Consider the following 24,820-nt stretch of genomic DNA (forward strand, 5'->3'; position numbering starts at 1 on the left):
GATAATATTAAGCGGAGATTCCATTTACAAATTCCTTAGAAGAAAAAATAAAATTTAAAAATATTGATAACGGCTAGTTAGCACGTTTCCAAAGCTATTAACCACTTGCTGGTTCGACCTTGTATCTCGGGCCCCAGCTTACTCCCCAGCCCCTTCCTTCTTCTTAAAGGGATTGATGCGTTTACCTGCATCACCGAGTCCGGTGGCTACTTTGCCTCCCGCAGTTTTTATGCCCTCCCAGCCTGACCGCAGGGTGTCTACACCAGCTCGCCTGGTGGCCGTAAGCAATCCTGACATGATCTGCCCGGAGGATTTCAGAACAATTTCCTTAAGCATTCCTGAAGACTCTTTGAATGCACTTTTCCTGACAGACCGTTTATCCAGCGGCTCATTGCATCCGCAATATCTTCTGGCAATGATCCCCACCCGTAATGTTAAAAAAGCGTTTGTAGAACCCTCCAGCAGGCTGTCCAGAATGATATTGGCCGTAGGTCCTATAATCGGGATGGACTTCCCCGCAGAATTTCTGAAAAAAGATTGAATGACCGGCTCCACCTGCTGAGATATATCCAGGTCTTCTATTTCTGAGGCCAGCAGTGAGGATGCCCCCACGTTGGCGTACAGATAGACCATCTCCCGGAGTGTAGGTCTTTGGAAATATACGTGAGCGATTTTCCAAACCATACGAGACTGTGTAGCAAGAATGGTCACGGCATCAAGCTTTCCGTTCTGAGAAACGGAAGTGGTTAAAAAGACCGCCGTTGCTGTTTGCCGAATTGCTTTATTCGCTTCCTCATTGAGGATGGTCAGCGCTTTTTCCAGACTCTTATCATCATAAGGCACCAGACCTTGTTGCTTTAGTATTTTGTTGTTTTTTAGCCTTCTGATAAGCCTTTTTCGATAAGCAGGAAGCTCGTTTTCTTCACGAGGTGGTTTTAAGGGGCGAGGCAGCTTGAGGTAGAGGACAAATGGCCAGGCAATGAGAAATAAGGCCAGACCAATGAGAACCACTAAAAGGATATTGGCGGCCAAAACGCTATTGGACCTGACCAGCAGGTACACCCCTGAGATCTGATTGATCACAAACAGGATAAATCCTACGATGACCAGGATCGCTACAGGGAGGGCGAGTTTTTTTATGGAATTAATCATTTGTACTTCCGGTGATCTTTCTATTTCTCACGGCTGCAAGGCTTTCAGGTTTCAGTACCTGACTAAAGTTAGCAAAATCGCGAGTGATCTTCACCTCGGTCACTATACCATTTTCATATGTATAGACATTGGTGCCATCAGGTGAGGTAAGGGCATATTTATGCTCCCCTACCTTCTCGAAGTACAGGTATCGGGCAAAGTAAGCGGAGTATACTTTTTTCTGGTCGTGTGGTTCTTCAAAGTAAATTTCCGAAACGGACTCCGTGATCTCTTTTTGACTTACCTCTGTGCGTATTCCATCAATGACCAGCTCATAGAATGCTGGTTTTTTCTCAATTTTTGTTTCTTTCTGCTTGCTTCCGTTCAGTGTATTGAAGCTTGTTCCACTTTTCAATATTCCATTTTCAAATGTTTCTTTCAGGTCGTACTCTACCTTGAAGAGAAACAAAATGCGAAATTCTGTCCTGGTGTTCAGGTAATAGCTTAGCTGCTCTCCATTCTTAATCCGTTTGACCACTGTAGATCCCATAGAGTCACCGTTTCGCACTACATCATAATGGAGTGTCTGTCCGGCTAATGACCTAACGATAAGGAAGCATATAAATAGGGATATATAGGGTCTAAGCACGTTTCGGAATTAGTTATATTGTAAAGACGGAAAACCGGATGATTTGGATATAGAAAAATCAAACAGTTATTAAATATAAAGACTTAACCGGACAACAATGCGATCTGAAAAAGTAACTTTTGAAAACAGCGAGGGACAGGAGCTTTCCGGCAGGATTGATTTCCCCTTTGTTGGGAAACCCAGGGCTTACGTTGTATTTGCTCATTGCTTTACCTGCTCCAAAAATCTAAAAGCTGTAGATGCGATTTGTCAGGCGCTCACACAGCACGATATGGCGGTGCTTCGCTTTGATTTTACAGGCCTTGGTCAGAGTAAAGGAGCGTTTTCTGAGACCAATTTCTCCTCGAATATTGAAGACCTGAACCGTGCCTACACATTTTTAGAGAAAGCGTATGAAGCTCCTCAGATTATGATAGGCCATTCGCTGGGAGGAGCTGCTGTATTACATGCCAGCGGTTCTTTAGAAGCTGTTAAGGCAGTAGTTACCATTGGGGCGCCTGCGGATCCGGTCCATGTAAAAAAGGTGCTGAAAGATGGAGAAGAGGATCTCAGGAGACACGGTGAAGCCGAAGTGAGCATTGGTGGCAGACCCTTTATGTTGAAAAAGCAGTTTCTTGATGATCTGGAAAAAAATGACTCGGAATCGGTTATCAGAAACCTGGATAAAGCACTTTTAATCATACATTCACCCCAGGATCAAATAGTGGATATTGAAAACGCAGCGGAGATATACGGCTATGCGATGCACCCCAAGAGCTTTGTTTCTCTGGACGGAGCGGATCACCTGATGAGCAACCAGGCAGACGCTGAGTATGTGGGCAGCATCGTTTGCCCCTGGGCATCCCGGTATATAGAGACCAGGGATAATGAAATTGCTCCTGAAGGAGAAGTTTGGATCAGAACTGGTGAAAAAGGTTTTCTGACGGAGGTAACAGCCGGGAAGCACCACCTGATCGCTGATGAGCCGGAAGGCAGTGGGGGCAACGACCTTGGTCCTTCACCCTATGGATACTTACTCGCCGCGTTGGGTACCTGTACTGCCATGACATTACGGATGTATGCTGACTACAAAAAGCTGGACCTGAAAGAGGTAAAGGTGAAGCTCACTCATGATAAGATCCATAATGAGGATGGTGAGCAAACGGAAACCACTAAAGGGAAAATCGATCAGATCAAGCGATACATCAGGCTGGAGGGAGATCTTTCTGAGAAAGAACGATCCCGGCTGATAGAAATAGCAGATCGCTGCCCGGTCCATAAAACACTGGAAGGAAAGCCTCAGATAATCACCGAAGAGACCGGAGAAAATTAAGGTTGCATCCGTTTATTAGCTTTGCCATCTTTGTAGCTAAACAAATACTGGATGAAATCAGCTAAGCGGTGGTTAGTATTATCGATATTATTGGTCACATCCAATACCCTTTCTGCTCAGGAGCACTTTAACGAAAGCTACCTGACCAATGCTGAAATTTTTATTGATACCCTTCAATTCTCCTGGGAGGAGAATTCCACCTTCGTCAGAGGCAAAGAGCATCTGGTTTTCAAATACCAGGAGGACAATGATGTAGCTGAAGTATACATCTTTTTTGAAGAAGATGCGCCTGTCCAGGATGCGGTTTTGCTGTCCTCGGGTGATTTTTCGGTTGTTGATTCGCTAATGTTTTTTAGTGATTATGCCCGGTTCAAGATTCGCTTTTCGGACCTTACGAATGCGGATTTTCTCAGGTTTACTTTTGAACTAAAGCTGGATTCTGTCAATAGTCAGGTGGTAGAGTTACCGCTGTTTCCATATACGGAAACCTACGCGGAGATCTATCCGCCCACAGAAGAAATGTACATAGGTGAGGAGAAGGTCTTTGAGATCACTACCAACAATCTAAACAATATAAAAATAGATAATCGATGGACGGAAGGGTTACCAATCAATTATAGAACCACCAAAAGCGGAGGAGATCTCCTTTTGCATTTACTCCCTAATGAGCTGGGTTCCCAGTCGGTTGAGGTTGTTTTTAACCTTAAAAAACCTTACTTAAAGGGTGGCGAGTTCCTTTATCAGCTTCCTGCTGTTACCCATCAGTTCAATGTGAAGTCAGGCAGGCTGGCGTTTTTACAGTTTGACCAGGCAGAGATCACACCTAAGGATGATAAAAAGGAGCCTATAGAGATCCAGATCGATAACAACCGGTTTTTACAACTGGATAAAACCTACCGGATAGAGGATCAGGAAGAAAGTGGAGGGCCATTGGTTGCAGAGCTGTATACAAAAGCGCGATTAAACAATGATAAAGTACTGTGCCTTTTGCGTCCTTATGCATTTCACAGAAAATCCGAAGGGTATCTGTATATAAAAGACGGTGACCAGCCTCGGTTTGTAACCAACCTGGACATTACTCCAAAAACCTCCATTAAGAATATATACATACAGCGTGAAGGCAAAGACTGGGAAAAAACCAGTACCGTATATCCGGGAGAAACCGTAAATGTAAAGCTGGAGGGAGAGGCTTTGCATAAAGCCAGTTTTACTTTTCCCGGAGCTAATAACCTCCTGTATGACTCACTTATTAAGAATGAAAAAGTGTCCGTTTTCCATCTGAAGATACCTCTGGAGGTGAGTGGAAACCAGATCGAGATCTTCAATCACAATGAAAGTACAGGAGAAAGTTTAAGGATCCGGGAGTATCAAAAGCCGAAAGAGTTTAGTTTCCTGACCCTTGATCTGGGCACCGAACAACATGTGGTCAGTGAAGTGGACAAGCCTGTTTATTATGATGAGACGCTGACCGATCTGGTTTTTGATTTTAACAGGGATCTGATAGACCGGGCAGACGACCTGAATGGTAAGCAATATCTGACTATCAGCGTAAAAATTTCCAATAAAAGAGGAAGTCTTATTGAGCTCTATCAGTTTGAAGAACTTGTGATTTGCCCGTCCGAAGCTTCTCCACGGTATGCTCACTACAGTGACGGAGACTGCCAGAGTGAGGATATAAATCTCAATAATTTCTTAAGAAAAAAGACCTCTGAGCTGGAGGAATGGTCTCGTATAGATATTTCGATAAGCCATAACAAATCCAGGTACGGTGGTGAAGGAAAAACGCGGAAAATCCAGATCATACTCAGGCGTGAGTATAATTTTGATATTGATGTGTCATTCCCTGCAGGCCTCCTGATCCTTAAAGGTGGAGACAATGACTTCACTAATTTTGGTGGAGTCAGTTTCGCCATGCTGGCGCAGTTTAGCTTTTACCAGCCCGGTAAAATTGCCAAGTACCAGCCTTACAAAATAGGTGCTGGCTTTATCGCCATTGATGCTTTTAATTTTAATGCAGACAAAGACAGGCAGGATGTAGGACTTGTGATGATAGGCTCTATTTATCCTACTTCAAGTGACAATAAGCTCACCTTTCCTCTTTTCCTGGGGGGCGGATATCTGCTGAAGGACAAGAAGCCTTTCATACTGATTGGTCCCGGCATTCGCGTGAGAATTTAACCGGGATACCCTCAATTTTACTGAACCATTACTGTGTGATTTCACGGAAATAGCATAACGGTGATAAAACTAAAAGTCGACGTATATTCGTGCGGTAATCAGGCATTATGCCTATTAAAAAAGGGCCTGCAATTTTTCGCAGGCCCTTTTTTTAGCTACAGGTGGTATGACCACAACTCTTGCACTTCAGGCATCCTTCCTCAAAGACCAACCCTTCTTCATCGCCACATTGCGGGCACAGATGGTCCTTTGTCCTTGTGCCATCCGGGATGAAACTTTTCAACGCGCGATTGACACCATTTTTCCAGGTGTTGATGTGGTTTTTGTCAAAGTTCAGATTGTCAATCAGGTGGATGACATCCACAAGGGGCATACCATGCCTCAAGATGCCGGAGATTAGCTTGGCATAGTTCCAGTACTGCCTGTCAAATGACCGGGACAAGCCTTCTATTGTTACATTATAGCCCTGGCTATCCACAAATCTGAAATCGTACCGGCTTCTGTGCCGTTTGTCTTTTTCCTTAGTGATCCAGCCATCTTCCACATAATTTGGCAGGGCAAAGGCGTCTTCAGCCCGGCCGGTAAAGATCTCGTATGGTCTTCCATTCAGCAATCCGACAAAGGCCATCCAGTTTTCATTTTCATTTCGGAACCTCACAATCCTGGCGTTTAGCTCCTGTGGACGCTTGGGGGACGGTCGCTCTACAATTTCATCTATCGACGTTGGTTTTTTGTCTTCCTTTTTGATAAGCACACCACTTCTTGAACCATCCCTGTAAACGGTGATTCCTTTAAGGCCGTGTTTCCAGGCCTCTTTATAGATATTGTTGACAGTGCTCACGCTGATATCCTCGGGGAGATTTATCGTGGAGCTGATGGAGTGTGTTACGTATTTTTGAATAATGGATTGGATCTCAATTCGCTTTTGCCAGTCGATCTCGCCTGCGGTAGCTTCGGCATACGGATTTTGCTCCACTGGTTTTTCAGGATACATCTCCATCCATTTTTTCAGCTTGGCGTGATATACGTCAAACTCCTCCCACTGATCCCCTGAGGCATCCGTGAATGCGGCTTTGCCTGAAGAGCGGTCATTGAGCTTACGTCTGCGCCGGTAAGAAAGCATAAAGACCGGCTCAATACCTGAGGATGTTTGTGCCAAAAGACTCACAGTGCCTGTCGGAGCTACTGTGGAAATGGAAATGTTTCTCCTGCCGGATTTCATCATTCGCTTGTAAGTATCGGGCAGCTCGTTTTCCAAAAACTGCACAAACTCTGATGTAGCCTCCACTTCAGGATCAAATGCCTCAAAACTTCCCCGTTCGATAGCCATGTCTATGGAGCTGTCAAATTCAGCTTTGCATTTGACTTTCATGATTTGATCAATCATTTCCAGAGACCGGTCACTATCAAACTTCAGCCCCAGTGTGGCTAATGTATCAGCCAAAGCTGTGAAGCCAAGACCTGTCCTTCTTCCTTTTTTACCATTTTCGTAGAGCAGCTTCCAGGTGTCTAGCTCTACTTTTTTAATGGCTTCATTTTCCGGGTCAGATTCAATTTTCCGAATGATTTTTTCTACCTGTTCCAGTTCAAGGTCTACCAGATCGTCCATGAGTCGCTGTGCTTCGTAAGTGACCTGGTAAAACTTGTCAAAGTCAAAAGATGCTTCTGAAGTAAATGGCTGTTTGACGAAGCTGTAGAGATTCAAAGCCATCAGACGACAAGAGTCACCTCCCTGCATGGCTATTTCCGAGCATGGGTTGGTTGATTCATTCTGAAACTCAGCGTAGACCGAAGAGGTAGAATACTTGTGCTGCCGGTCCCAGAAGATAATTCCAGGCTCGGCGGTATAGTGTGCGGACTGAATGATCTTGCTCCACAAAGACTTTGCATTGATTTCTTTAGTGAATGAAGGCTTTTTGGCATCCACAGGCCAGCGTAGGGTAAATGGTTTGTCCTGCGTCACAGCTTTCATAAAATCGTCAGAGACCCGTACGGAGATGTTGGCTCCCGTAACCTTGGTGAGATCCTGCTTGACTGTGATAAACTCCTCGATATCGGGGTGAGCTATGTCTATGGTAAGCATCAGCGCTCCCCTGCGGCCATTCTGGCTAACCTCCCTGGTCGTATTTGAAAATCGCTCCATAAATGAAACTACGCCACTGGAAGTCCCCGCTGCATTTCTCACATTAGTGCCTTTAGGTCGCAAGGTAGATATGTCAAACCCTACTCCGCATCTTCGCTTACAGAGCTGTGCAAGCTGCTGATCAGTATAAAAGATTCCGCCATAAGAATCGACCGGCGCTTTTATCACTACGCAGTTGGATAAAGACCCAATGGTAAATGGGTTGCCCAGTATAGCCATCACACTGCCCTGAGGGATCAGGTAGTTAAAGTTTTTAAAGAGGTTGTAGATGACCTCTTCGGATAGCGGCTTTCTGCTTTGGCCATAATCACTAAGGGTGTTTTTTTGGACAGATTGTTTCCGGTAGCCTTTTTCTATCCTGAAAAACTCCCTGGCCATCCTGCGATGCATATCGTCAGGGGTTTTCTCGGTGTAGTTATTCTCGCTATCTACCAGGCAATATTTGTTGATCCAGGTAGTGGCTGCCAGGTCATCTCCGTCAAAATACTCGAGGCACGCTGAGCGAACATCTTCTTTAGAGAAGGTTGCATGGGTAATGGTTTTGTCAGACATATTTTGGTTTAGGGTTTATAGGTCAAGCCTGTAATTCAGGAACAGTGATAATAAGTTATTGCTCCAGGGTAAGAGGCAAATTCTTTGCCTTCAAAAAAGGTGACAAATACGCGGAATTTCTATGACTTAAGTCAGGTTGAAACCTTACATTTCTCTTACACCATTTGTTTTATAATGGAAAGACCGTATCAAGGGGTTATGCATTCGGAATACTTTTGGAAATTTCCGGATTATATAAAAACCAGAGGCCATTCAAAATATTGTTGAAATGGCCTCAATCAGGATGGTCGATCTCCTAAATCCAGTCAGGATATCAGCATCTTATTGCCTCGGTGAAGATGTTTTTGATTATCTGACCTGATCAAAAATGCATTTGTGAGTCCGATGATTCTTTTTGCGGACGTAGTCCATAGTCAGCTACTCACTTCATGGGGAAAAGCACCTCAGTAACCAGTTCATTTTCACTTACCTCCCCCGGATTATTGAGGTATAGTTCAAAGGGATGGATTTTCTTATTTAGCTTAAACTCTTTGTTTCTATACATGGAGTTCAGGGTGGTCCAGGCATTTCCAAGATGGCGGTATGGGCCTGTATGCCGAAGTTTATGCACTGTGGTGGAGGGTATTCTGCCTGTGACCATTCCCTCTGGAATATTATCGGGTATTGACTTAACCGGAACACCCGAAGTATATATTGCCTGACCATTCGTAATGTCCCATTTGTGGTATATGGAAAATGTTTTACCTGCTATCTGGTCTTCCTTGTCCTTCATGTAATCCCATAGCGTTTCAAAGTCTTTTGACATTTGAGGCCCTAAATCCTCTATTTTACATGATCTTTTTACCCCAATGTAGTCGCAGCCCGTATAGGTGGATTTGCCGATAAAATCCAGTTTGGAATGCACCTTGCCATCCTCCACAAAGTCCTTTAAAAGCGCCAGACCTCTTTCGTAATCCATGCCAATGAATGCCAGCATCACCTTTTTCATCCAAAACATAAAGAAGGGCAGGCTGCTGTCCATAAGCCAGGAGACTTCAGTGGTACCATTTTCCTTTGGATCGAGTTCAAACCAGACTTTAGCGTGGGATTTCCAGGGAGTCAAAAAAGTAAGGTCGTAATCAACAGATTCATAGGGCTTTTCTCCCACTACTTTCATGTTGCCGCTTCCTACCCTTGAGCCGTTCCAGGAGTAAAATTTGCCTTCGTTTGAGACATCTATGGTAGCTTCCGGTTCCTGTAGCAGCCAGGGTGACCACTCCCCCCAATGATTGAGGTCACGGATCTTTTGGAAGATAGCTTCAGGTGAAGCATGGATGTCAATGGATTTTTTTACGTGAATTTTAGGCATGACATTAGGGTTTATCTCAATCTAAAATAAACAAAACATAGCTAAAATCCTTCTCAGCTAAGTAGAGAGTCAACCAAAGGGAAGAATGATGTGTCTAAAAGAGAAACAACAATAAGAGATGTTAAATAGAATTTCTTACACAATACTTCTCGTAGCTCTCCTTGCTTGCGATGATCATGCTGACGTTACGGTGCTCTATGGTAAATGGCGGGTTTATGAGTATGGATATTCACCCGGAAATGATTATATCACAAAAAAAGTGCCTTTAAACCCTCCTCAGATCATGGAGTTTGGAGGGGATCAAACATTCTCTTCCAATTACAGAGGTTTTGAAGAATTTACAGAGTTTACAGTTGAAACTGACTCAGTGAATGGGACTATGATATTGACACTTTTTACTCCTTCACAGGAAGAGTTTGAAGAGAGTGCTTACGATGTAGAGCTAAATGGCAATGAGGCCCGGCTAAACTATCGTTTTTGTATAGAGGGGTGCCATATAGGGCTGCGAAAGCTGGGTGATTAACTTTTGCCCGGAACCACTTCCTCAAGGAGTACTTCGATCTCATCATTGCAAAAGCCCATTTCCTGTCCTTTGAGGTAGATCGTTTCTTTGATCTGGTGAAAAGAAGTACTATTTGAGAGTGAGATTTTTGCCATTTTCACAAAATCTGTGGTCAGGTCTTGCTGAAGATCATGTACTCTGAGAAGTGTCATTTTAGTGTTTTTCAGTGAAATCAATAATTCATTACTAAATTAACAGTAAATATTGGTTTTTACAATTAATTAACTAATAAAATTATTATATTGATGACATTTTGGTAATTCACTTCTTCCTTTTCTTCTCAGCAATGTAGATGCCTGATATTACTACGAGGGCTCCTGCCAGCTGAATCCAGGTAAGTGTTTCGTCCAGAAAGATCACAGCCAGAATGATCGTAGAGATGGGACCCAGGCTACCGAAGATGGAAAAATTGCTTGCTCCCAGGCCTTTTATAGCAAAGCTGATAAGGTAGGAGGGGATCACGGTAGCAAAAATGGCCATAGCGGCCCCTATCAAATATACCTGATAGGGTAGATTAAAGATGTCGCCGGTTTCCGCGAAAAGATAATGGATCATTACCGTCAGACACGAGACGATCATGGCATAGGAGGTGAACACAGTCGCTCCGAACCGGGGGATGAGTCTGCCAGAACCCACCAGATAAGAAGCATAAGTGGCCGCGCTAAGGAAGATGAGCAGGCCTCCTAAAAGTACTTCACTCTGATCACCCAGTCTCAGCTCAGAAGAGAAGATAATAATGATCCCCAGGTAGGTCATACCCACGCCACCAATTTGAGCTTTGGTGATCTTTTCTTTGAAAATCACAAAAGAGATCAGCAGTACCAACGTAGGGTAGGTGAAAAGGATAAGCCGCTCCAGGCTGGCTTTGATGTATTGAAGACCTAAAAAATCGAAATAGCTGGCCAGATAATAGCCGATAAAGCCCAATAGGACAAGGGACCCGTAATCTTTTCCAGTCAGTGGAACTTTAGGTCTTTTAATAAAAGCAATGACGAGATAAAAAGGCAAGGCAAAGACCATCCTGAGCAACAGAAGATTGACAGTGTCTACTTCATATTGGTAGGCAAGCTTTACCATTACCGCTTTGCTGGAAAAAAGCAGGATGCCGGAAATGGCTGCAATGATGGCGATGATTCGGTCTTGTTTCATGTGTTCAAAGTTCCAAAATCAGCGGTTTGCCGCAACTCTTTGATTGCGGCCGGCCAGGCATACCAGGTTGGTATGGCTCAATATCTAAGTTGAGCATTATGCTCATTTCATTGAAAAAAAATAGCTTCAGGCAAAAGTAACTGCTCCACTCTTCTCCACCCTCTCTGATTTGAATATTACTTACTGGTAGTTTCCCTTAGGATCAGGTGCTGATCTATCACGATTTTTTCAGTGGTGATCGGGTTGCCTTCGATTTGTTTGATGAGCTCACCGCAAGCAATTGATCCCATCTTCTCTGCTATATCCTCCAGCGTAGTAAGTTGAGGGGTCATGTGTTTGGCAATTGGTTCGTCTGAGCATCCTATTACGGCGATATCTTCAGGTACCTTCTTGCCTTTCTTCATTAAGTAGTGCACCACCCGGTTGGCTACATAATCATTGAATACGAAAAACCCATCAGTTTTTGGGTAAGTTTCCAGGGTTCTCTCAAGAAAACGGTCAATGGAATCCTGGTCAAACTCATAATAAAATATAAGGTTTTCATTGATAGGCAGCTCTTGAGCTTTCAGGGCATCCATGTAGCCGTAAAGCCTGTTGTTGCTGTTATTTAGTCGTCGGGTAGCAGTAATATGCGCTATCTGTCTGCACCCACTGTTTATAAGGTACCTGGTGGCTTCATAAGCAGCATGATAGTCATCAGCGACTACTCTTAATGCCGGCACAAAATTGTTCACCCGGTCAAAGAAAACCAGGGGGATCTCATGTTTTATAATTTTTTCGTAGTTGCGCTGGCTTTCGCTTTGCATGGTTGTAGCGGCCAGAATGCCGTCCACTCTTTGTGAGATAAACTTGTCAATGATCTTCACTTCCTCATCCTGCTTTTCATTGCTATGACCTACGACGAGCGCGTAGTTAGTATTTGCCAGGTGGTTGGATACTGCTCTTAAGACCCGGGTATAGAAGTGTGTATTTAGATCCGGAATAATGATCCCTACCAGACTGGTCCGTTGCGCTTTCAGCACACCACTGTAGTGATTAGGCAGGTATCCGAGTTCTTTGGCCTTGGCCTGGATTTGCTGGCAGAGTGATTTACTGATCCTGGGATGATTTTTTAAAGCACGTGAAACCGTAGATGGTGCCACATTGAAAATCTTTGCTATTTCTGATATAGTTACAAACCGACTCACAAGGTAAAGATAAGCGCAAAGCTTTGCGCAGCAAATAATGGATCAAATGGTTGTTGCAGAAATCAGGTATTAGTAGAATCGTCATCAGTTTTTAAATACTCGAGTGATATGGGCATTTTCAGTCTTAATGGAAAGGTGACTGTGGTTACCGGTGGAGGCAGTGGTATTGGCAAAAGTATTTCAAAGCTATTTGCACAGCAGGGAGCAGAGGTGGTGATACTGGACATGAACCGGGAGCAGGCCGATGCGACGGTTGATGAGATCAATAAAGAAGGCGGTAAAGCTGTGGCACATTTATGTGATGTGTCAAAAGGAGCGGAGGTAGAAAAGCTTTTTGACCAGCTGGCAAAGCCAAAAGGACTGGATATCCTGATCAACAATGCAGGAGTGGCTCATGTGGGGAATATAGAAGGGACAGAAGAGGCTGATCTGGACAGGATCTATCAGGTCAATGTAAAAGGGGTGTTTAATTGCACTAAAGCCGCCGTAAAACACATGAAGACAAAGGGAGGAGTGATTCTCAATATGGCTTCCATTGCTTCCGTGGTAGCGGTGGCTGACCGGTTTGCTTACTCCATGAGTAAGGGGGCTGTTTTTACCATGACCCAGTCGATTGCTCAGGATTACCTGAAGGCTGGAATTCGCTGCAATTGCATTGCCCCGGCCAGGATACATACCCCGTTTGTAGATGGATTTATTTCCAAAAACTATCCGGGGCAGGAGAAAGAAATGTTTGACAAATTATCAAAATCACAACCTATCGGGCGGATGGGTAAGCCTGAGGAAGTGGCTGCATTGGCGCTATACTTATGCTCCGATGAGGCTTCTTTTATCACAGGGTCATGCTATCCTATAGATGGTGGTTTTATAAATCTGAATTCATAAGACATATGCAACTAATACGATACGGAGAAAAAGGAAAGGAAAAACCGGGATTGCTTCATGAAGGGAAATACTATGATGCCAGTGGCATTATAAGTGATTACAATGACTCTTTTTTTGCTGATGGCTCTAACCTGGAAAAACTTAGAGAAGCATTAAAATCTTCCTCACTTAAGGAGGTAAAACCGGAACGTTTAGGTCCGCCGGTTCACAAGCCGGAGAAGATCATTTGCATCGGGCTTAATTACCTGAAGCATGCGCAGGAAAGCGGTATGGCTGTGCCGAAGGAACCTGTCGTGTTTTTCAAAGCGCCCTCTTCTATCTCCGGACCAAATGATGATATCATCATCCCGAAAAACAGCAAAAAGACTGACTGGGAGGTAGAGCTAGCTGTAGTTATCGGTAAGCGTGTTAATTATGTCTCTGAGGCGGACGCTATGGATCATGTAGCAGGATATGTCCTTCACAATGATGTGAGCGAACGGGAGTTTCAGCTGGAGAGAGGTGGTCAATGGGTGAAAGGGAAGAGCTGCGACACGTTTGCGCCGCTTGGGCCAGCCGTGGTGACAAAAGATGAAATCAAAGATCCTCACAATCTGAGGCTCTGGCTAAAGCTAAACGGGGAAACGGTGCAGGATGGAAACACGAACGATTTCATTTTCAATATCCCCAAAGTGATCAGCTACCTGTCACAGTTTATGAGTTTAATGCCCGGGGACATCATTTCTACAGGTACTCCGGAGGGTGTAGGCCTTGGTTTTGATCCACCAAAATACCTGAAACCTGGAGATGTAGTAGAACTGGGTATAGAGGGCCTTGGAAGCTCTAAGCAACATGTAAAGGCTTACCAGGGATGAGAATAGACGCCCATCAGCATTTCTGGAATTATAACCCTGCGATGAACTCATGGATTAATGATGACATGAGTGTCCTGAGAAAGGATTATTTGCCAGAGCAGTTGAGTGAGCTACTGCAAGCGAATGAAATAGATGGATGTGTGGCGGTTCAGGCCGATCAAACGGAGAATGAGACTTCTTTTTTACTTGGATTAGCTGATGAGTACCCTTTTATCAAGGGAGTTGTGGGATGGGTAGATCTAAAGTCCAAAGATCTGGAGGAGCGGCTGGAGCAGTTTTCTGAACAGAAAAAACTGAAAGGTTTTCGCCATGTTCTGCAGGCAGAGCCGGAGGGCTATATGCTGGACCCGGATTTTATACGGGGAGTTTCTCTTCTACAACAGTTTGGGTTCACCTATGATATTCTGGTTTATGAACATCAACTTCAAGAGGTCCTGGAACTGGTGAAAAAACTCCCTCAGATGAGCCTCGTAATTGACCATCTGGCTAAGCCGGATATTAAAGCAAGATCTTTTAATCAGTGGAAGGAGTATATGACCGGCCTGGCTGAATATACGCATGTACAGGTCAAGGTTTCAGGGATGGTCACAGAGGCAGATTGGAGTGTTTGGCGAGAGGCGGATTTCCATCCGTATCTGGATGTACTTTTTGAAGTTTTTGGTGCAGGTCGGTTGATGTTTGGGTCAGACTGGCCGGTATGCCTGGTAGCCGGATCATATGGTGAGGTTGCAGAGGTTGTAGAAAACTACATTCAGAAACTGAGCTCCTCGGAACAGCAGCAGATCATGGGCTTAAATGCTGAAAGGTTTTACAACTTGGATTAACAGAAACAGAATTACCATGGATTTAGGATTACAAGATCGTGTATTTATTGTTTCCGGCGGAGCTAAAGGTATCGGCGGAGCAATATCTCTGGCATTGGCCCATGAAGGGGCAAAAGTGGTGATTGCCGGGAGATCAAAAGTAGCCGGTGAAGAGCTGGCAAAGGAAATAGAGGTTGCAGGAGGCGAATGTCTGAATCTTGTAGCAGAGCTGGCTGAGGATGGAGTGTGTGAGCAGATCATCAAGGATACATTGGATCGTTTTGGGGCCATTCACGGGATCGTCAATAATGCGGGAGTGAATGACGGAGTGGGTTTGGAAACGGGAAGTCCGGAAGCTTTTCGCAAGTCCATGCACCAAAACCTGGATCATTACTATGAGCTGGTCCATTTTGCACTTCCTGCTTTGAAAAAAAGTAAAGGATCAATTGTCAATATAAGCTCAAAAACGGCAGTTACGGGACAGGGAGGCACTTCCGCATACGCTGCCAGTAAAGGCGCTCAGCTGGCGCTAACCCGGGAATGGGCTGTGGAGCTGGCAAAATATGAGATCAGGGTAAATGCCATCATTCCGGCTGAGGTAATGACCCCTCAGTATGAGCGCTGGATCAATTCCTTTGATGACTCTGAACGTAGCCTGTCTCAAATAACTTCACGGATACCTTTGGGCAAACGGATGACTACCTCTGAAGAAATTGGTTCAATGACCGTATTTTTACTAAGTGATAAAAGCAGTCATACTACCGGTCAGTGGATGGTAGTAGATGGAGGTTATGTACACCTGGACCGCGCTATGTCTTAATCGATTTTTCTATGCATAAAGAACCTGTAGTTCCTCAAAAACTGATCTTACCCTTTATTCTGATTACCTCGCTCTTTGCACTGTGGGGGTTTGCCAATGCGGTCACGGACCCAATGGTTACAGCTTTTAAAAAAGTGCTTGAGCTTAACAATTTCCAGGCTTCGCTGGTGCAGCTGGCCTTTTATGGTGGATACTTTACAATGGCCCTTCCCGCTGCCCTTTTTATCCGAAAGTACACCTACAAAGTGGGTATTTACATTGGTTTGGGGCTTTATGCTACCGGCGCATTGCTTTTTTATCCCGCGGCAGTCACGCAGGAGTTTGCATTTTTTCTTTTTGGATTATACATCCTCACGTTTGGACTGGCGTTTTTGGAAACTACCGCCAATCCTTATATTCTCTCTATGGGTGATCGGGCTACTGCCACTCAGCGGCTAAACCTGGCCCAGGCGTTTAATCCACTTGGATTGCTTGGTGGATTGCTTGTCGCCCAGCAATTTGTTCTAAGAAAACTTCAATCCGATGATGTAAACTTTTCAGCACTGCCAGAAGCTGCCAAAGAGACCATTCGCCACGCTGACCTGATGGTGATTCGTGATCCTTACGTGGTTCTGGGAGTAGTGGTCATCTTTATACTGGCACTTATTGCTTTCAATAAAATGCCTGAAAAGAAGAATGGTGACGAGGATTTTCACCTCGGGACAACCATTAAAAAGCTCATAATAAACAGGAAATATTCATTTGGGGTTTTGGCTCAGGCTTTCTATGTGGGAGCGCAGATCATGTGCTGGACGTATATCTATCACTATGCCGAAGCGATAGGCATCGATGATGAAACGGCAGGATATTATCAGTTTGTGGCCTTCATCGTGTTCTTCCTTGGCCGGTTTATCTGTACATTTTTATTGAAGTATATCAATTCAGCCAAGCTGCTGATATTCCTTTCATTCCTGGCAATGGTTTGTACACTTGGCACCATTTTTATCCAGGGCCCTGCAGGGCTTTACAGCCTGGTAGCCACTTCTTTTTGCATGTCACTTATGTTCCCCACTATCTATGGGATTGCTCTGGACGGGCTGCATGAAGAAGAGGCTAAAATCGGTGCAGCGGGTCTTGTAATGGCCATTGTTGGGGGAGCGCTGATGCCCACTTTTCAGGGAGCCGTTTTAGATATCGGAGGTGAGGGGTATACCGACTCCATTATCCTCGGGGTACCGGAAGTAAATTTCTCTTTTATTCTACCCTTAGCCTGCTTTGCATTTATTGCTGCTTATGGCCGCATAGCAAGTAAAGCTGGTGATTAAGTCAGAGGATTGCTAGTTTTCTTCTACCTTAGGCTCCGCTACTTCAGCCTTTTCTGTAGTAGCTGGCTCTTCTGAGCCTTTATTAAAAAAGTTTTTCTGAAAAATGAGAATAAAGGTTATTCCCATAAAAATGGATGCATCTGCAATATTGAATACGGGCCATAATGCCATATAGTCTCCACCAATGATGGGTACCCAATCTGCGATCCGACCCTCCCAGATATCAATATAAAACATGTCAACTACCTGGCCATAAAACCAGGGAGTGGGCGCATCAAATGGAGCATTATCCAGCCAAACGCCATAAAAGATACTGTCAATCAAATTGCCAATAGCCCCGCCAAGGATCATAGCTATGCAGATCAGCAAGCCTCTGGGAGAATCTTTTTGATAGAGCCTGTACAAATAAATGCCGATAGCGACCATGGCGGCCAGTCGAAAGATTGTCAGGATAAGCTTACCATGCTCTGACCCCAGCTGCATGCCAAACGCCATGCCCGGGTTGGTTAGGTAGTGTAGCTTAAACCAGTCACCCAACACCTGGATCTGACCTCTGGAGCCCATCTGCATATTGAAGTGCACCGCCATTTTTACTGCCTGATCGATCAAAATGACCAGGAAACTGATCCCATATAGAGCTAGTAAGTTTCTTTTCTTTTTATCCATTCTTCTTAATTAATCCTGTAGTTCATGGATATCTATTTAGCTACTTCCAGATTTACCTGCAATTCGATTCCATCTATATCCATACTTTTTGCATTAGCTACTTTATCAACATACTCCAATGCTAAAGCCTGGGTTTCTTTTTGTATGTAATTTTTATAAGCTTCGATGGACTTTTTCATGAGCTCATCGCTGGTAAAATAAGCAACTTTTATTTTATCCTGTACTTCCAGGCCTTCATCTTTTCTCAGGTTCTGTAACCTGTTTACCACATCACGGCTTAGTCCCTCCTGCTTCAGCTCTTCGGTAATTGTAATGTCCAGGGCCACAGTAAGCCCATCCTCAGAGGCCACCAGCCATCCCGGGATATCCTCAGAAGTGATTTCCACATCATCTCGCCCCAGCGTGATCTTTTCGCCATCCAGGTCTATGGTAAACTCACCTGTTTGCTCAATTTGCTTGATATCTTTCTGATCCATACCATTGATCAGCGGAGTTAGTTGCTTCATCTTTGGACCAAAGTGCTGACCCAGCTTTCTGAAGTTTGGCTTGATCTTCTTCACCAAAATTCCGGAGGCATCATCAATGTACTCTACTTCTTTTACATTGGTTTCAGAGATAATCAGCTCCTCTACACGCACCAACCTTTCCTTATCCTTGGCGCTCAAGATGGGGATCAGCACTTTTTGCAGTGGCTGTCGGACCTTGATTTTTTCTTTTTTGCGAAGGCTGTGAACCAGTGAGGATGCGCTTTGAGCCAGATGCATCCTTTTTTCCAGCTCGCTATCTATTTTACTTTCATCTGCTGTCGGGAAATCAGCCAGGTGTACGGATTCCTCCGCATCCTTACCAGCGACACTGTTCAGGTCCCGGAATAACTGCTCTCCATAAAAAGGAGCAATAGGAGCAGACAGTTTGGCAACAGTCATCAGCGCTGTGTAGAGCGTCTGATAAGCTGCTTCTTTATCCTCATCGTATTGTCCTACCCAAAAACGTTTACGATTCAGTCGGACATACCAGTTGCTCAGGTCATCCATGACGAAGTTCTGGATAGCTCTGGCAGCCTTTGTTGGCTCGTAATCATCGTATCCGGCATTTACTTCTTTGATCAGCGTGTTGAGCTTGCTGATCACCCAGCGGTCACTTTCGGTAAGTTTTTCCAGCGGTACCTCAGGTTTTGAAAAATCAAATCCATCCAGGTTTGCATAGAGGGCAAAGAATGAATAGGTATTGGCTAAAGTACCAAAGAACTTACGCTGGATCTCCGCCACCCCTTCCAGGTCAAACTTCAGGTTGTCCCATGGGTTGGCATTGGCGATCATGTACCACCGGGTAGCATCCGGACCGTATTTATCCAAAGTTTCAAACGGGTTAATGGCATTGCCGAGCCGCTTGGACATTTTGTTACCATTTTTGTCCAGCACCAGTCCGTTTGCAATTACATTTTTGAACGCTACGGAATCATAAAGCAAGGTAGCGATAGCATGGAGCGTAAAGAACCAGCCACGGGTCTGATCGACTCCTTCCGCGATAAAGTCAGCCGGATAGTTGGCGTTAAAAGTCTCCTCATTTTCAAAAGGATAATGCCACTGTGCATAAGGCATAGCTCCGGAATCAAACCATACGTCGATGAGGTCAGGCTCGCGATACATCGGCTGTCCTGAATCACTCACCAGGATCACATCATCCACATAAGGCCTGTGCAGGTCAAAATCATCAGTTATCTCTTCAGTCATATGACCGGCAGTGATCGACTTCTTTACTTCCTCCTTCAGCTCAGCGATGCTGCCGATACACTTTTGCTCCTGCTTATCTTTGGTTACCCAGATAGGCAAAGGAGTCCCCCAAAAGCGCGATCTGCTCAGGTTCCAGTCCACCAGGTTTTCCAGCCAGTTTCCAAAACGTCCCGTACCGGTGGATGCCGGCTTCCAGTTGATGGTGTCATTTAATGCGACCAGCCGGTCTTTCAAAGCGGTGGTCTTTATAAACCAGGAGTCGAGTGGGTAGTACAGCACCGGCTTATCCGTTCTCCAGCAGTGTGGATAGCTGTGCTCATATTTCTCTACTTTAAAGGCCTTGTTATCTTCCTTCAGCTTAATAGCTATCAGTACATCGGTAGGTTTGAAGTCCGGGTCGTTGCGTGTCTCATCTTCGTAGTACTCCTCCTTGACATAGCGTCCGGCAAAGTCCGTAACCTCATCTACAAACTGTCCTTTTTTGTTCACGAGAGGAACTTCAGCGCCGGTCTCATCGGTGATGAGCACTGCCGGCACACCGTTTTGCTGAGCGACACGAAAGTCATCCGCCCCAAAAACAGATGCAGTGTGAACCACTCCGGTACCGTCTTCAGTAGACACGAAATCTCCGGGAATTACGCGAAACGCATTTTTCTCCAGGTTTTCATTCGTCACATAGGGCAGGAGCTGATCATAGCGAACCTCCACAATGTCTTTGCCAGAGAATTCCTGCACGATCTCAAAAGGGATCTTCTTATCTCCTGGCTTGTAGTCATCAAGCGATAAATCCTTCGCTTTTTCAGAAAAGTATGATCCAACCAGGTCTTTGGCAAGGATCGCGCTTATAGGCTTTCCGGTATACTGGTTAAAGGTTTTGACTTTAACGTAAGTAATTTTTTCACCTACTGCCAGCGCACAGTTGGAAGGTAGCGTCCACGGAGTAGTGGTCCAGGCGAGTATCCTTACATCCTCATCATCAGACTCAAAAAGAAAGGCTGAACGCTGGTCTTTTTTGACTTTAAACTGCGCAACGACGGAGGTGTCTTTAACATCTTTATAGGTGCCGGGCTGATTTAGCTCATGTGAGCTAAGCCCTGTTCCTGCGGCTGGAGAGTATGGTTGTACGGTGTACCCCTTGTACAGTAACCCTTTGTCATAGAGCTTCTTTAGCAAGTGCCAAAGGGTCTCCATGTAGTTTTTATCAAAGGTGATATAAGGATCATCCAGGTCTACCCAATAACCCATCTTCTGGGTAAGCAGGTCCCACTCATCCTTATACTTCATCACTGCTTCTTTACATTTCTGATTGTAATCAGCTACAGAGATCTGTTTGCCAATGTCATCTTTTTTGATGCCGAGCTCTTTTTCTACCTGTAGTTCTACAGGGAGTCCATGAGTATCCCAGCCACCCTTTCTTTTGACCTGAAAGCCTTTTTGTGTTTTGTAGCGACAAAAAATATCTTTCACAGTACGAGCCATCACATGGTGGATACCAGGCGTACCATTGGCAGATGGAGGTCCCTCGTAAAAAGTAAAGGTCCGGGCTCCTTCCCTGCTGCTTACGGACTTCTCAAAAATGTGCTCATCCTTCCAAAACTTTAGGATATCCTCTGCGATTTTGGGATAGCTTACTTGCTTATACTCTGGATATTTAGCCACTATTCTCTTTTATTATTTAAGTTTTTTCACTTGTATTTTCGTCCTCATCGGCTTCCTCTTCATCATCGGTATCGTAATCGGCTTTAGCAAAATCCTCAATGTACGGATGATTTTTACCAATCTTACCAGTATCAAACTGCAGAAGTAGCGCTGGAAGTACAACCAGATTAGTCAACATTGCAAACAGCAAAGTGATAGAGGTAAGTTTCCCCAATGCGATGGTACCTCCAAATTCAGATAATGTGAAAATCACAAAACCAAAAAACAGGATGATGGAAGTATAAATCATGCTTGCCCCTGTTTCCCTTAAACTCCTGCTTACAGCAATTGGCACAAAGAAATTGTGCGCAATAAGTTCCTGCCGGTATTTAGCCAGAAAGTGTATGGAGTCATCCACGGAGATGCCAAAAGCTATGCTGAATATCAGAGCGGTGCTGGGCTTTAAAGGTATTCCCAGAAAACCCATAATGCCCCCTGTGATCAGCAAAGGGATCATGTTTGGTATCAGGGATATCACGATCATCCTGAAGTTCCTGAAGAGTAGTGCCATGATGATCGCAATGATTATGAAGGCAAGGACCATTGAAGTGATCAGATTATCGATGAGAAATTTGTTTCCCTTGATAAAGAGTGGTACAGTACCAGTGATCTTTACTTTCATCTTAGTGTCTCCGAAAACTTCATCGACTTTGGGACTGATTACCTTGTTGACCAGTGAATCCATTTTCTGTGATCCGATATCAGGCATTTTCAAAGAGATTCGGATAAACTGACCCGTCGAGTCTACAAAAGACCTGGCGATACCTTCTTCATCTGTTTCTTCTTTCAGATACCGTAAAATAAAGGCGCTTTCCCGGTTATTGGGAATGGAGTAAAATGCCGGGTTTTGATTATAAAAGGCTTGTCTTGCCGCTTTTATAAAACTGACTACCGAGACCGGCTGAGAGATCAAATCCATTGAGTCCAGAAACATCTCAAACTCATTGATCTTTCTCAGGTTGGACAGGTTTTGTACCCCTTTTTTGGTGCCTGTATCCACAATGATCTCCAGGGGCATCACTCCGCTGAAATTCTCTTCAAAAAATGCAAGTTCTTTTTTTAGCGGGCTGTCTTCAGGCAGGTCATCCACCATAAAAGAAAGGGACTCCACCTTCATAATTCCCACAACCGAAAGCGCAACGGTCAGGGCAGTGAAAGCAAAAATCAGCTTTCGGTGTTTATGCACCAGAATATCCAGAACCATCAATGCCCCGTTGAGCATTTTGAAATTCAGGTGTTTCAAATGCCTTCTTGAGGGCGGTTTGAACATGGAGAAGACGGAAGGGATCAGAATCGTGCTTACCACAAATGTGCACATGATATTCAGCCCTGCCACAATACCGAATTCTTTTAGGATAGGGATGCCTGTAAACACCAGCACAAAGAACCCCACTGCAGTGGTGAAATTGGTGATGAAGGTAACAATCCCTATGTTTTTGATGATCTTGCCAAGCGCCCGCATCTGATCACCATGTGCAGAATATTCATGGTGATATTTGTTGAGCATATAGACACTGTTGGGGATGCCAATTACTACTATGATAGAAGGGATAAGGCCGGTAAGCAGAGTGATCTTAAACTGGAAAAGGGAGATGGTTCCAAGCACCCATACCACTATAACACCAATGATAACTAAGGGGAACAGGACGGCCTTCAACGAGCGGAAAAATCCAAAGAGGATGAGCCCGGTAATAACTACAGAATAGATAAGGAATTTATTAAGCTCTTCCTTGATCTTTAGCGTGTTGACTGAACGAACATAAGGGAGCCCTGCATAATGCACATCTATACCAGTCACTTCTTCAAACTGATCTGCGGCCATGACAATATCAGCGATCATGGTATGGCGATATTCAGAATTTAGTGCTTCTTTATCTACGGTGACGAGAATCAGAGTGGCCCCGTTTTCTTCGTTAATGAGCTGACCGGAGTAAAATTTTAAGTCCGAAGCGAAGTTGAGCATGCTGTCCAGCTTTTGCTGATCTTCGGGTATTTCAGAGAAGACTTCCACCAGGTCAAAACGCCGTTTCTGGTTGTCCTTACTGAGCATTTTAAGGTTGGCCAGACCGAGTACATCCTTTACCCCCTTAATGTTACCTAACTCCTCGGTCAGGTATTTCATCCGCTGGAAGTTTTTGGTCTTGTAAAGGGCGCTATCCTTAAAGCCGATGGCCATGATGTTGCCATCTTCGCCGAATGTCTGTTTGAACTGTTTGAAATATTGCTGGTCCGGGTCCTTTTCAGGGACTACATTGGCCATGTCATAGGACCATTCGATAAACTGGGCCTGATAACCCATATACACAGTGATCACCCCCAAAATGATCATAAGGGTGATCCGGTATTTCAAAATGATATTCGCTAATTTGGTCCACATTTGAAAAGAAGGTGCAAATGTAATGATTATAGGTTCTTAATACCTAATTAACTGGTTGATAAAGAGGCTTTTTAACAGCGGTATTCAGGCCTTGGAGGTCGGGAGTGAAAACCCGTGAATGGTTTTATATAACTTAATACCATGAGAATCAGTGAGACTGGAAATAAAGTCCATAACAATGAGCAGTGACCCATAAATGGTCAACTCTTCCTGTTTCAACTTTTGCTGATGTAGTTCTGGCAAGAGTCGGTAAACGGATTTCTTACGTGGGGTATAGTTTTTTTCATCAAAATGCCTGGCATATACCGCCTGGCAATAGGCATTCATCAGCTGACCAATAACCTCAAATCCGCCAGCTTCTCGTTCAAGTACCTGCTTGGACCTGTAAATCTTATGTATTGAAAGTTCCGAAATTTTTCTAAGGTTTTCAGCGGAAGGTATTTCATCGGTCAACGCCACATCATAAGCACCTGTGAGGATGGCTGGCTCATTAGCAAGGAATTCACTGACACACTCCTGAATAAGCTGATAGATGGCCATGGCTCTGAGCAATCCCAGTTTCTGGTTGGTGTCTTTGATCTTGTCAAGCTTTTCAGGCTGGTAGCGATCGCCGATAATAGCCGCCAGAAGGTCCCGGGTTTGCTCAAACGGCACCAGACCCAGCCGGCAACCGTCCTCCAGGTCGATGATGTTATAGCAGATGTCGTCCGCTGCTTCCACCAGGAAGGTTAGGGGATGTCTGCACCAGGATTCTTCATCCAGGTGGATCAGGTTCATTTCTTCAGCAATGGATCTGAAGAGACCTGCCTCGGCACGATAATAGCCATATTTCTTTTGGCTTTTTCTGGTTTTGTCCTTAGGGCTAAAGGAAGACTTGGGGTATTTGGTAAACGCACCCAAACACGCAAAGGTCAGTTTTAGTCCCCCGTTATCCTCGTCATTCAGAATTCGAAATCCCTGTGCGTTTCCTTCGAAGCTGATCAGGTCTGACCATTCGTTTTCAGCAACCCGGGATTTAAATGCCCGGCCTGTTTCAGAGTCCGTGAAAAAGGATGAAATGGCTGATTCGCCTGAATGCCCAAATGGCGGATTGCCCAGGTCATGGGCCAGGGAGGCTGCGGCCACTATTCCTCCAAAGTCGTGTAAGGTGTAGCCAAGGTTAACCAGCTCAGGATATTTTTCCAGAAGTCTTTCTCCCACGGCTTTGCCCAGGGAGCGACCTACGCTGGACACCTCCAGGCTGTGGGTAAGACGTGTATGTACAAAATCATCTTCAGGGAGCGGAAAAACCTGGGTTTTATCCTGAAGTTTTCTGAAAGGATGCGAGAAAACCAGCCGGTCATAGTCCTGCTCAAACCGGCTTCTGCTTTCGTTTGAGAGCTCAGCATCCGCTTTGTCGCCAAATCGTTTGGGGGATAGAAGGTCGCGCCAGTTCATCATACTGCTGCAATATTAAAGGATATTTTGAT

General features: G+C 44.7%; 19 protein-coding genes. 8 read left to right on the forward strand and 11 right to left on the reverse strand.

Annotated elements, in window-relative coordinates:
- Positions 1-138 precede the first annotated feature (138 nt).
- On the reverse strand, positions 139-1,152 hold the full coding sequence (locus AC3E9V_RS01585; RefSeq protein ID WP_488751429.1) for a DUF697 domain-containing protein: 1,014 nt from the start codon (positions 1,150-1,152) through the stop codon (positions 139-141).
- The gene (locus tag AC3E9V_RS01590) at positions 1,145-1,780 is read right to left on the reverse strand and encodes a DUF6134 family protein (protein ID WP_488751430.1); all 636 of its coding nucleotides are present in this window, start codon (positions 1,778-1,780) and stop codon (positions 1,145-1,147) included. The genes AC3E9V_RS01585 and AC3E9V_RS01590 overlap by 8 nt, the downstream gene beginning before the upstream one ends.
- Before the next feature lie 97 nt (positions 1,781-1,877).
- Here AC3E9V_RS01590 and AC3E9V_RS01595 point away from each other — a divergent pair, with 97 nt between their 5' ends.
- On the forward strand, positions 1,878-3,092 hold the full coding sequence (locus AC3E9V_RS01595) for a bifunctional alpha/beta hydrolase/OsmC family protein (RefSeq protein ID WP_488751431.1): 1,215 nt from the start codon (positions 1,878-1,880) through the stop codon (positions 3,090-3,092).
- Positions 3,093-3,143: 51 nt separating this feature from the next.
- Positions 3,144-5,270 (forward strand): hypothetical protein, encoded by a 2,127-nt coding sequence (locus AC3E9V_RS01600; RefSeq protein ID WP_488751432.1) that lies wholly within the window; start codon positions 3,144-3,146, stop codon positions 5,268-5,270.
- A 151-nt stretch (positions 5,271-5,421) separates the two neighbouring features.
- On the opposite strand, the gene AC3E9V_RS01605 is transcribed toward AC3E9V_RS01600, so the two are convergent.
- Both AC3E9V_RS01605 and AC3E9V_RS01610 read right to left on the reverse strand, forming a co-directional pair.
- Positions 5,422-7,965, reverse strand: coding sequence for an adenosylcobalamin-dependent ribonucleoside-diphosphate reductase (locus AC3E9V_RS01605; RefSeq protein ID WP_488751433.1), 2,544 nt, complete (start codon positions 7,963-7,965; stop codon positions 5,422-5,424).
- Between the two features lie 421 nt (positions 7,966-8,386).
- The gene (locus AC3E9V_RS01610; protein WP_488751434.1) at positions 8,387-9,313 is read right to left on the reverse strand and encodes an SRPBCC family protein; all 927 of its coding nucleotides are present in this window, start codon (positions 9,311-9,313) and stop codon (positions 8,387-8,389) included.
- A gap of 118 nt (positions 9,314-9,431) precedes the next feature.
- On the opposite strand from AC3E9V_RS01610, the gene AC3E9V_RS01615 reads away from it, so the two are divergent.
- A complete protein-coding gene (locus tag AC3E9V_RS01615; protein ID WP_488751435.1) occupies positions 9,432-9,836 on the forward strand; it encodes a hypothetical protein in 405 nt (134 codons plus the stop codon).
- Here the strand turns inward: AC3E9V_RS01615 and AC3E9V_RS01620 are convergent.
- The 3 genes from AC3E9V_RS01620 to AC3E9V_RS01630 form a co-directional block, all read right to left on the reverse strand.
- Positions 9,833-10,027 carry a hypothetical protein gene (locus AC3E9V_RS01620; RefSeq protein WP_488751436.1) on the reverse strand — a complete coding sequence of 65 codons (195 nt, stop codon included), beginning with the start codon at positions 10,025-10,027 and terminating at the stop codon, positions 9,833-9,835. The genes AC3E9V_RS01615 and AC3E9V_RS01620 overlap by 4 nt on opposite strands.
- Before the next feature lie 109 nt (positions 10,028-10,136).
- Complete coding sequence (locus AC3E9V_RS01625; protein WP_488751437.1) at positions 10,137-11,024, reverse strand: DMT family transporter; 888 nt, start codon at positions 11,022-11,024, stop codon at positions 10,137-10,139.
- A 176-nt stretch (positions 11,025-11,200) separates the two neighbouring features.
- The gene (locus tag AC3E9V_RS01630; protein ID WP_488751438.1) at positions 11,201-12,211 is read right to left on the reverse strand and encodes a LacI family DNA-binding transcriptional regulator; all 1,011 of its coding nucleotides are present in this window, start codon (positions 12,209-12,211) and stop codon (positions 11,201-11,203) included.
- A gap of 114 nt (positions 12,212-12,325) precedes the next feature.
- Between AC3E9V_RS01630 and AC3E9V_RS01635 the strand changes: the two genes are divergently transcribed.
- From AC3E9V_RS01635 to fucP, 5 genes are read left to right on the forward strand one after another with little or no spacing between them, the layout of a single operon-like run.
- Positions 12,326-13,096 carry an SDR family NAD(P)-dependent oxidoreductase gene (locus AC3E9V_RS01635; RefSeq protein WP_488753688.1) on the forward strand — a complete coding sequence of 257 codons (771 nt, stop codon included), beginning with the start codon at positions 12,326-12,328 and terminating at the stop codon, positions 13,094-13,096.
- 5 nt (positions 13,097-13,101) lie between these two features.
- Entirely contained in the window at positions 13,102-13,950 is an 849-nt protein-coding gene (locus AC3E9V_RS01640; RefSeq protein WP_488751439.1) for a fumarylacetoacetate hydrolase family protein, read from the forward strand.
- Complete coding sequence (locus AC3E9V_RS01645) at positions 13,947-14,774, forward strand: amidohydrolase family protein (RefSeq protein WP_488751440.1); 828 nt, start codon at positions 13,947-13,949, stop codon at positions 14,772-14,774. Before AC3E9V_RS01640 ends, AC3E9V_RS01645 begins: the two co-directional genes overlap by 4 nt.
- A gap of 16 nt (positions 14,775-14,790) precedes the next feature.
- The gene (locus AC3E9V_RS01650) at positions 14,791-15,573 is read left to right on the forward strand and encodes an L-fucose dehydrogenase (RefSeq protein ID WP_488751441.1); all 783 of its coding nucleotides are present in this window, start codon (positions 14,791-14,793) and stop codon (positions 15,571-15,573) included.
- 11 nt (positions 15,574-15,584) lie between these two features.
- The gene (gene fucP / locus AC3E9V_RS01655) at positions 15,585-16,877 is read left to right on the forward strand and encodes an L-fucose:H+ symporter permease (RefSeq protein ID WP_488751442.1); all 1,293 of its coding nucleotides are present in this window, start codon (positions 15,585-15,587) and stop codon (positions 16,875-16,877) included.
- A 12-nt stretch (positions 16,878-16,889) separates the two neighbouring features.
- Here fucP and AC3E9V_RS01660 read toward each other — a convergent pair whose 3' ends face one another.
- The 4 genes from AC3E9V_RS01660 to AC3E9V_RS01675 all read right to left on the reverse strand — a co-directional run bounded on the left by AC3E9V_RS01660 (position 16,890) and on the right by AC3E9V_RS01675 (position 24,791).
- Positions 16,890-17,543 (reverse strand): lipoprotein signal peptidase, encoded by a 654-nt coding sequence (locus AC3E9V_RS01660; protein ID WP_488751443.1) that lies wholly within the window; start codon positions 17,541-17,543, stop codon positions 16,890-16,892.
- A gap of 32 nt (positions 17,544-17,575) precedes the next feature.
- The gene (gene ileS, locus AC3E9V_RS01665; protein WP_488751444.1) at positions 17,576-20,935 is read right to left on the reverse strand and encodes an isoleucine--tRNA ligase; all 3,360 of its coding nucleotides are present in this window, start codon (positions 20,933-20,935) and stop codon (positions 17,576-17,578) included.
- A 16-nt stretch (positions 20,936-20,951) separates the two neighbouring features.
- Complete coding sequence (locus AC3E9V_RS01670; protein ID WP_488751445.1) at positions 20,952-23,351, reverse strand: efflux RND transporter permease subunit; 2,400 nt, start codon at positions 23,349-23,351, stop codon at positions 20,952-20,954.
- A gap of 84 nt (positions 23,352-23,435) precedes the next feature.
- Positions 23,436-24,791 (reverse strand): deoxyguanosinetriphosphate triphosphohydrolase, encoded by a 1,356-nt coding sequence (locus AC3E9V_RS01675; protein WP_488751446.1) that lies wholly within the window; start codon positions 24,789-24,791, stop codon positions 23,436-23,438.
- Between the last annotated feature and the right edge of the window lie 29 nt (positions 24,792-24,820).

This window comes from Marinoscillum sp. HNIBRBA16962 (assembly GCF_057801515.1).

Excerpts from the sequence above, each read along its gene's own strand:
- fucP (WP_488751442.1), top strand. The coding sequence starts at position 15,585 with ATGCATAAAGAACCTGTAGTTCCTCAAAAACTGATCTTACCCTTTATT.
- AC3E9V_RS01605 (WP_488751433.1), bottom strand. The coding sequence starts at position 7,965 with ATGTCTGACAAAACCATTACCCATGCAACCTTCTCTAAAGAAGATGTT.
- AC3E9V_RS01625 (WP_488751437.1), bottom strand. The coding sequence starts at position 11,024 with ATGAAACAAGACCGAATCATCGCCATCATTGCAGCCATTTCCGGCATC.
- AC3E9V_RS01615 (WP_488751435.1), top strand. The coding sequence starts at position 9,432 with ATGTTAAATAGAATTTCTTACACAATACTTCTCGTAGCTCTCCTTGCT.
- AC3E9V_RS01600 (WP_488751432.1), top strand. The coding sequence starts at position 3,144 with ATGAAATCAGCTAAGCGGTGGTTAGTATTATCGATATTATTGGTCACA.
- AC3E9V_RS01585 (WP_488751429.1), bottom strand. The coding sequence starts at position 1,152 with ATGATTAATTCCATAAAAAAACTCGCCCTCCCTGTAGCGATCCTGGTC.
- AC3E9V_RS01645 (WP_488751440.1), top strand. The coding sequence starts at position 13,947 with ATGAGAATAGACGCCCATCAGCATTTCTGGAATTATAACCCTGCGATG.
- AC3E9V_RS01675 (WP_488751446.1), bottom strand. The coding sequence starts at position 24,791 with ATGATGAACTGGCGCGACCTTCTATCCCCCAAACGATTTGGCGACAAA.
- AC3E9V_RS01650 (WP_488751441.1), top strand. The coding sequence starts at position 14,791 with ATGGATTTAGGATTACAAGATCGTGTATTTATTGTTTCCGGCGGAGCT.
- AC3E9V_RS01595 (WP_488751431.1), top strand. The coding sequence starts at position 1,878 with ATGCGATCTGAAAAAGTAACTTTTGAAAACAGCGAGGGACAGGAGCTT.
- AC3E9V_RS01660 (WP_488751443.1), bottom strand. The coding sequence starts at position 17,543 with ATGGATAAAAAGAAAAGAAACTTACTAGCTCTATATGGGATCAGTTTC.
- AC3E9V_RS01640 (WP_488751439.1), top strand. The coding sequence starts at position 13,102 with ATGCAACTAATACGATACGGAGAAAAAGGAAAGGAAAAACCGGGATTG.
- AC3E9V_RS01620 (WP_488751436.1), bottom strand. The coding sequence starts at position 10,027 with ATGACACTTCTCAGAGTACATGATCTTCAGCAAGACCTGACCACAGAT.
- AC3E9V_RS01670 (WP_488751445.1), bottom strand. The coding sequence starts at position 23,351 with ATGTGGACCAAATTAGCGAATATCATTTTGAAATACCGGATCACCCTT.
- AC3E9V_RS01610 (WP_488751434.1), bottom strand. The coding sequence starts at position 9,313 with ATGCCTAAAATTCACGTAAAAAAATCCATTGACATCCATGCTTCACCT.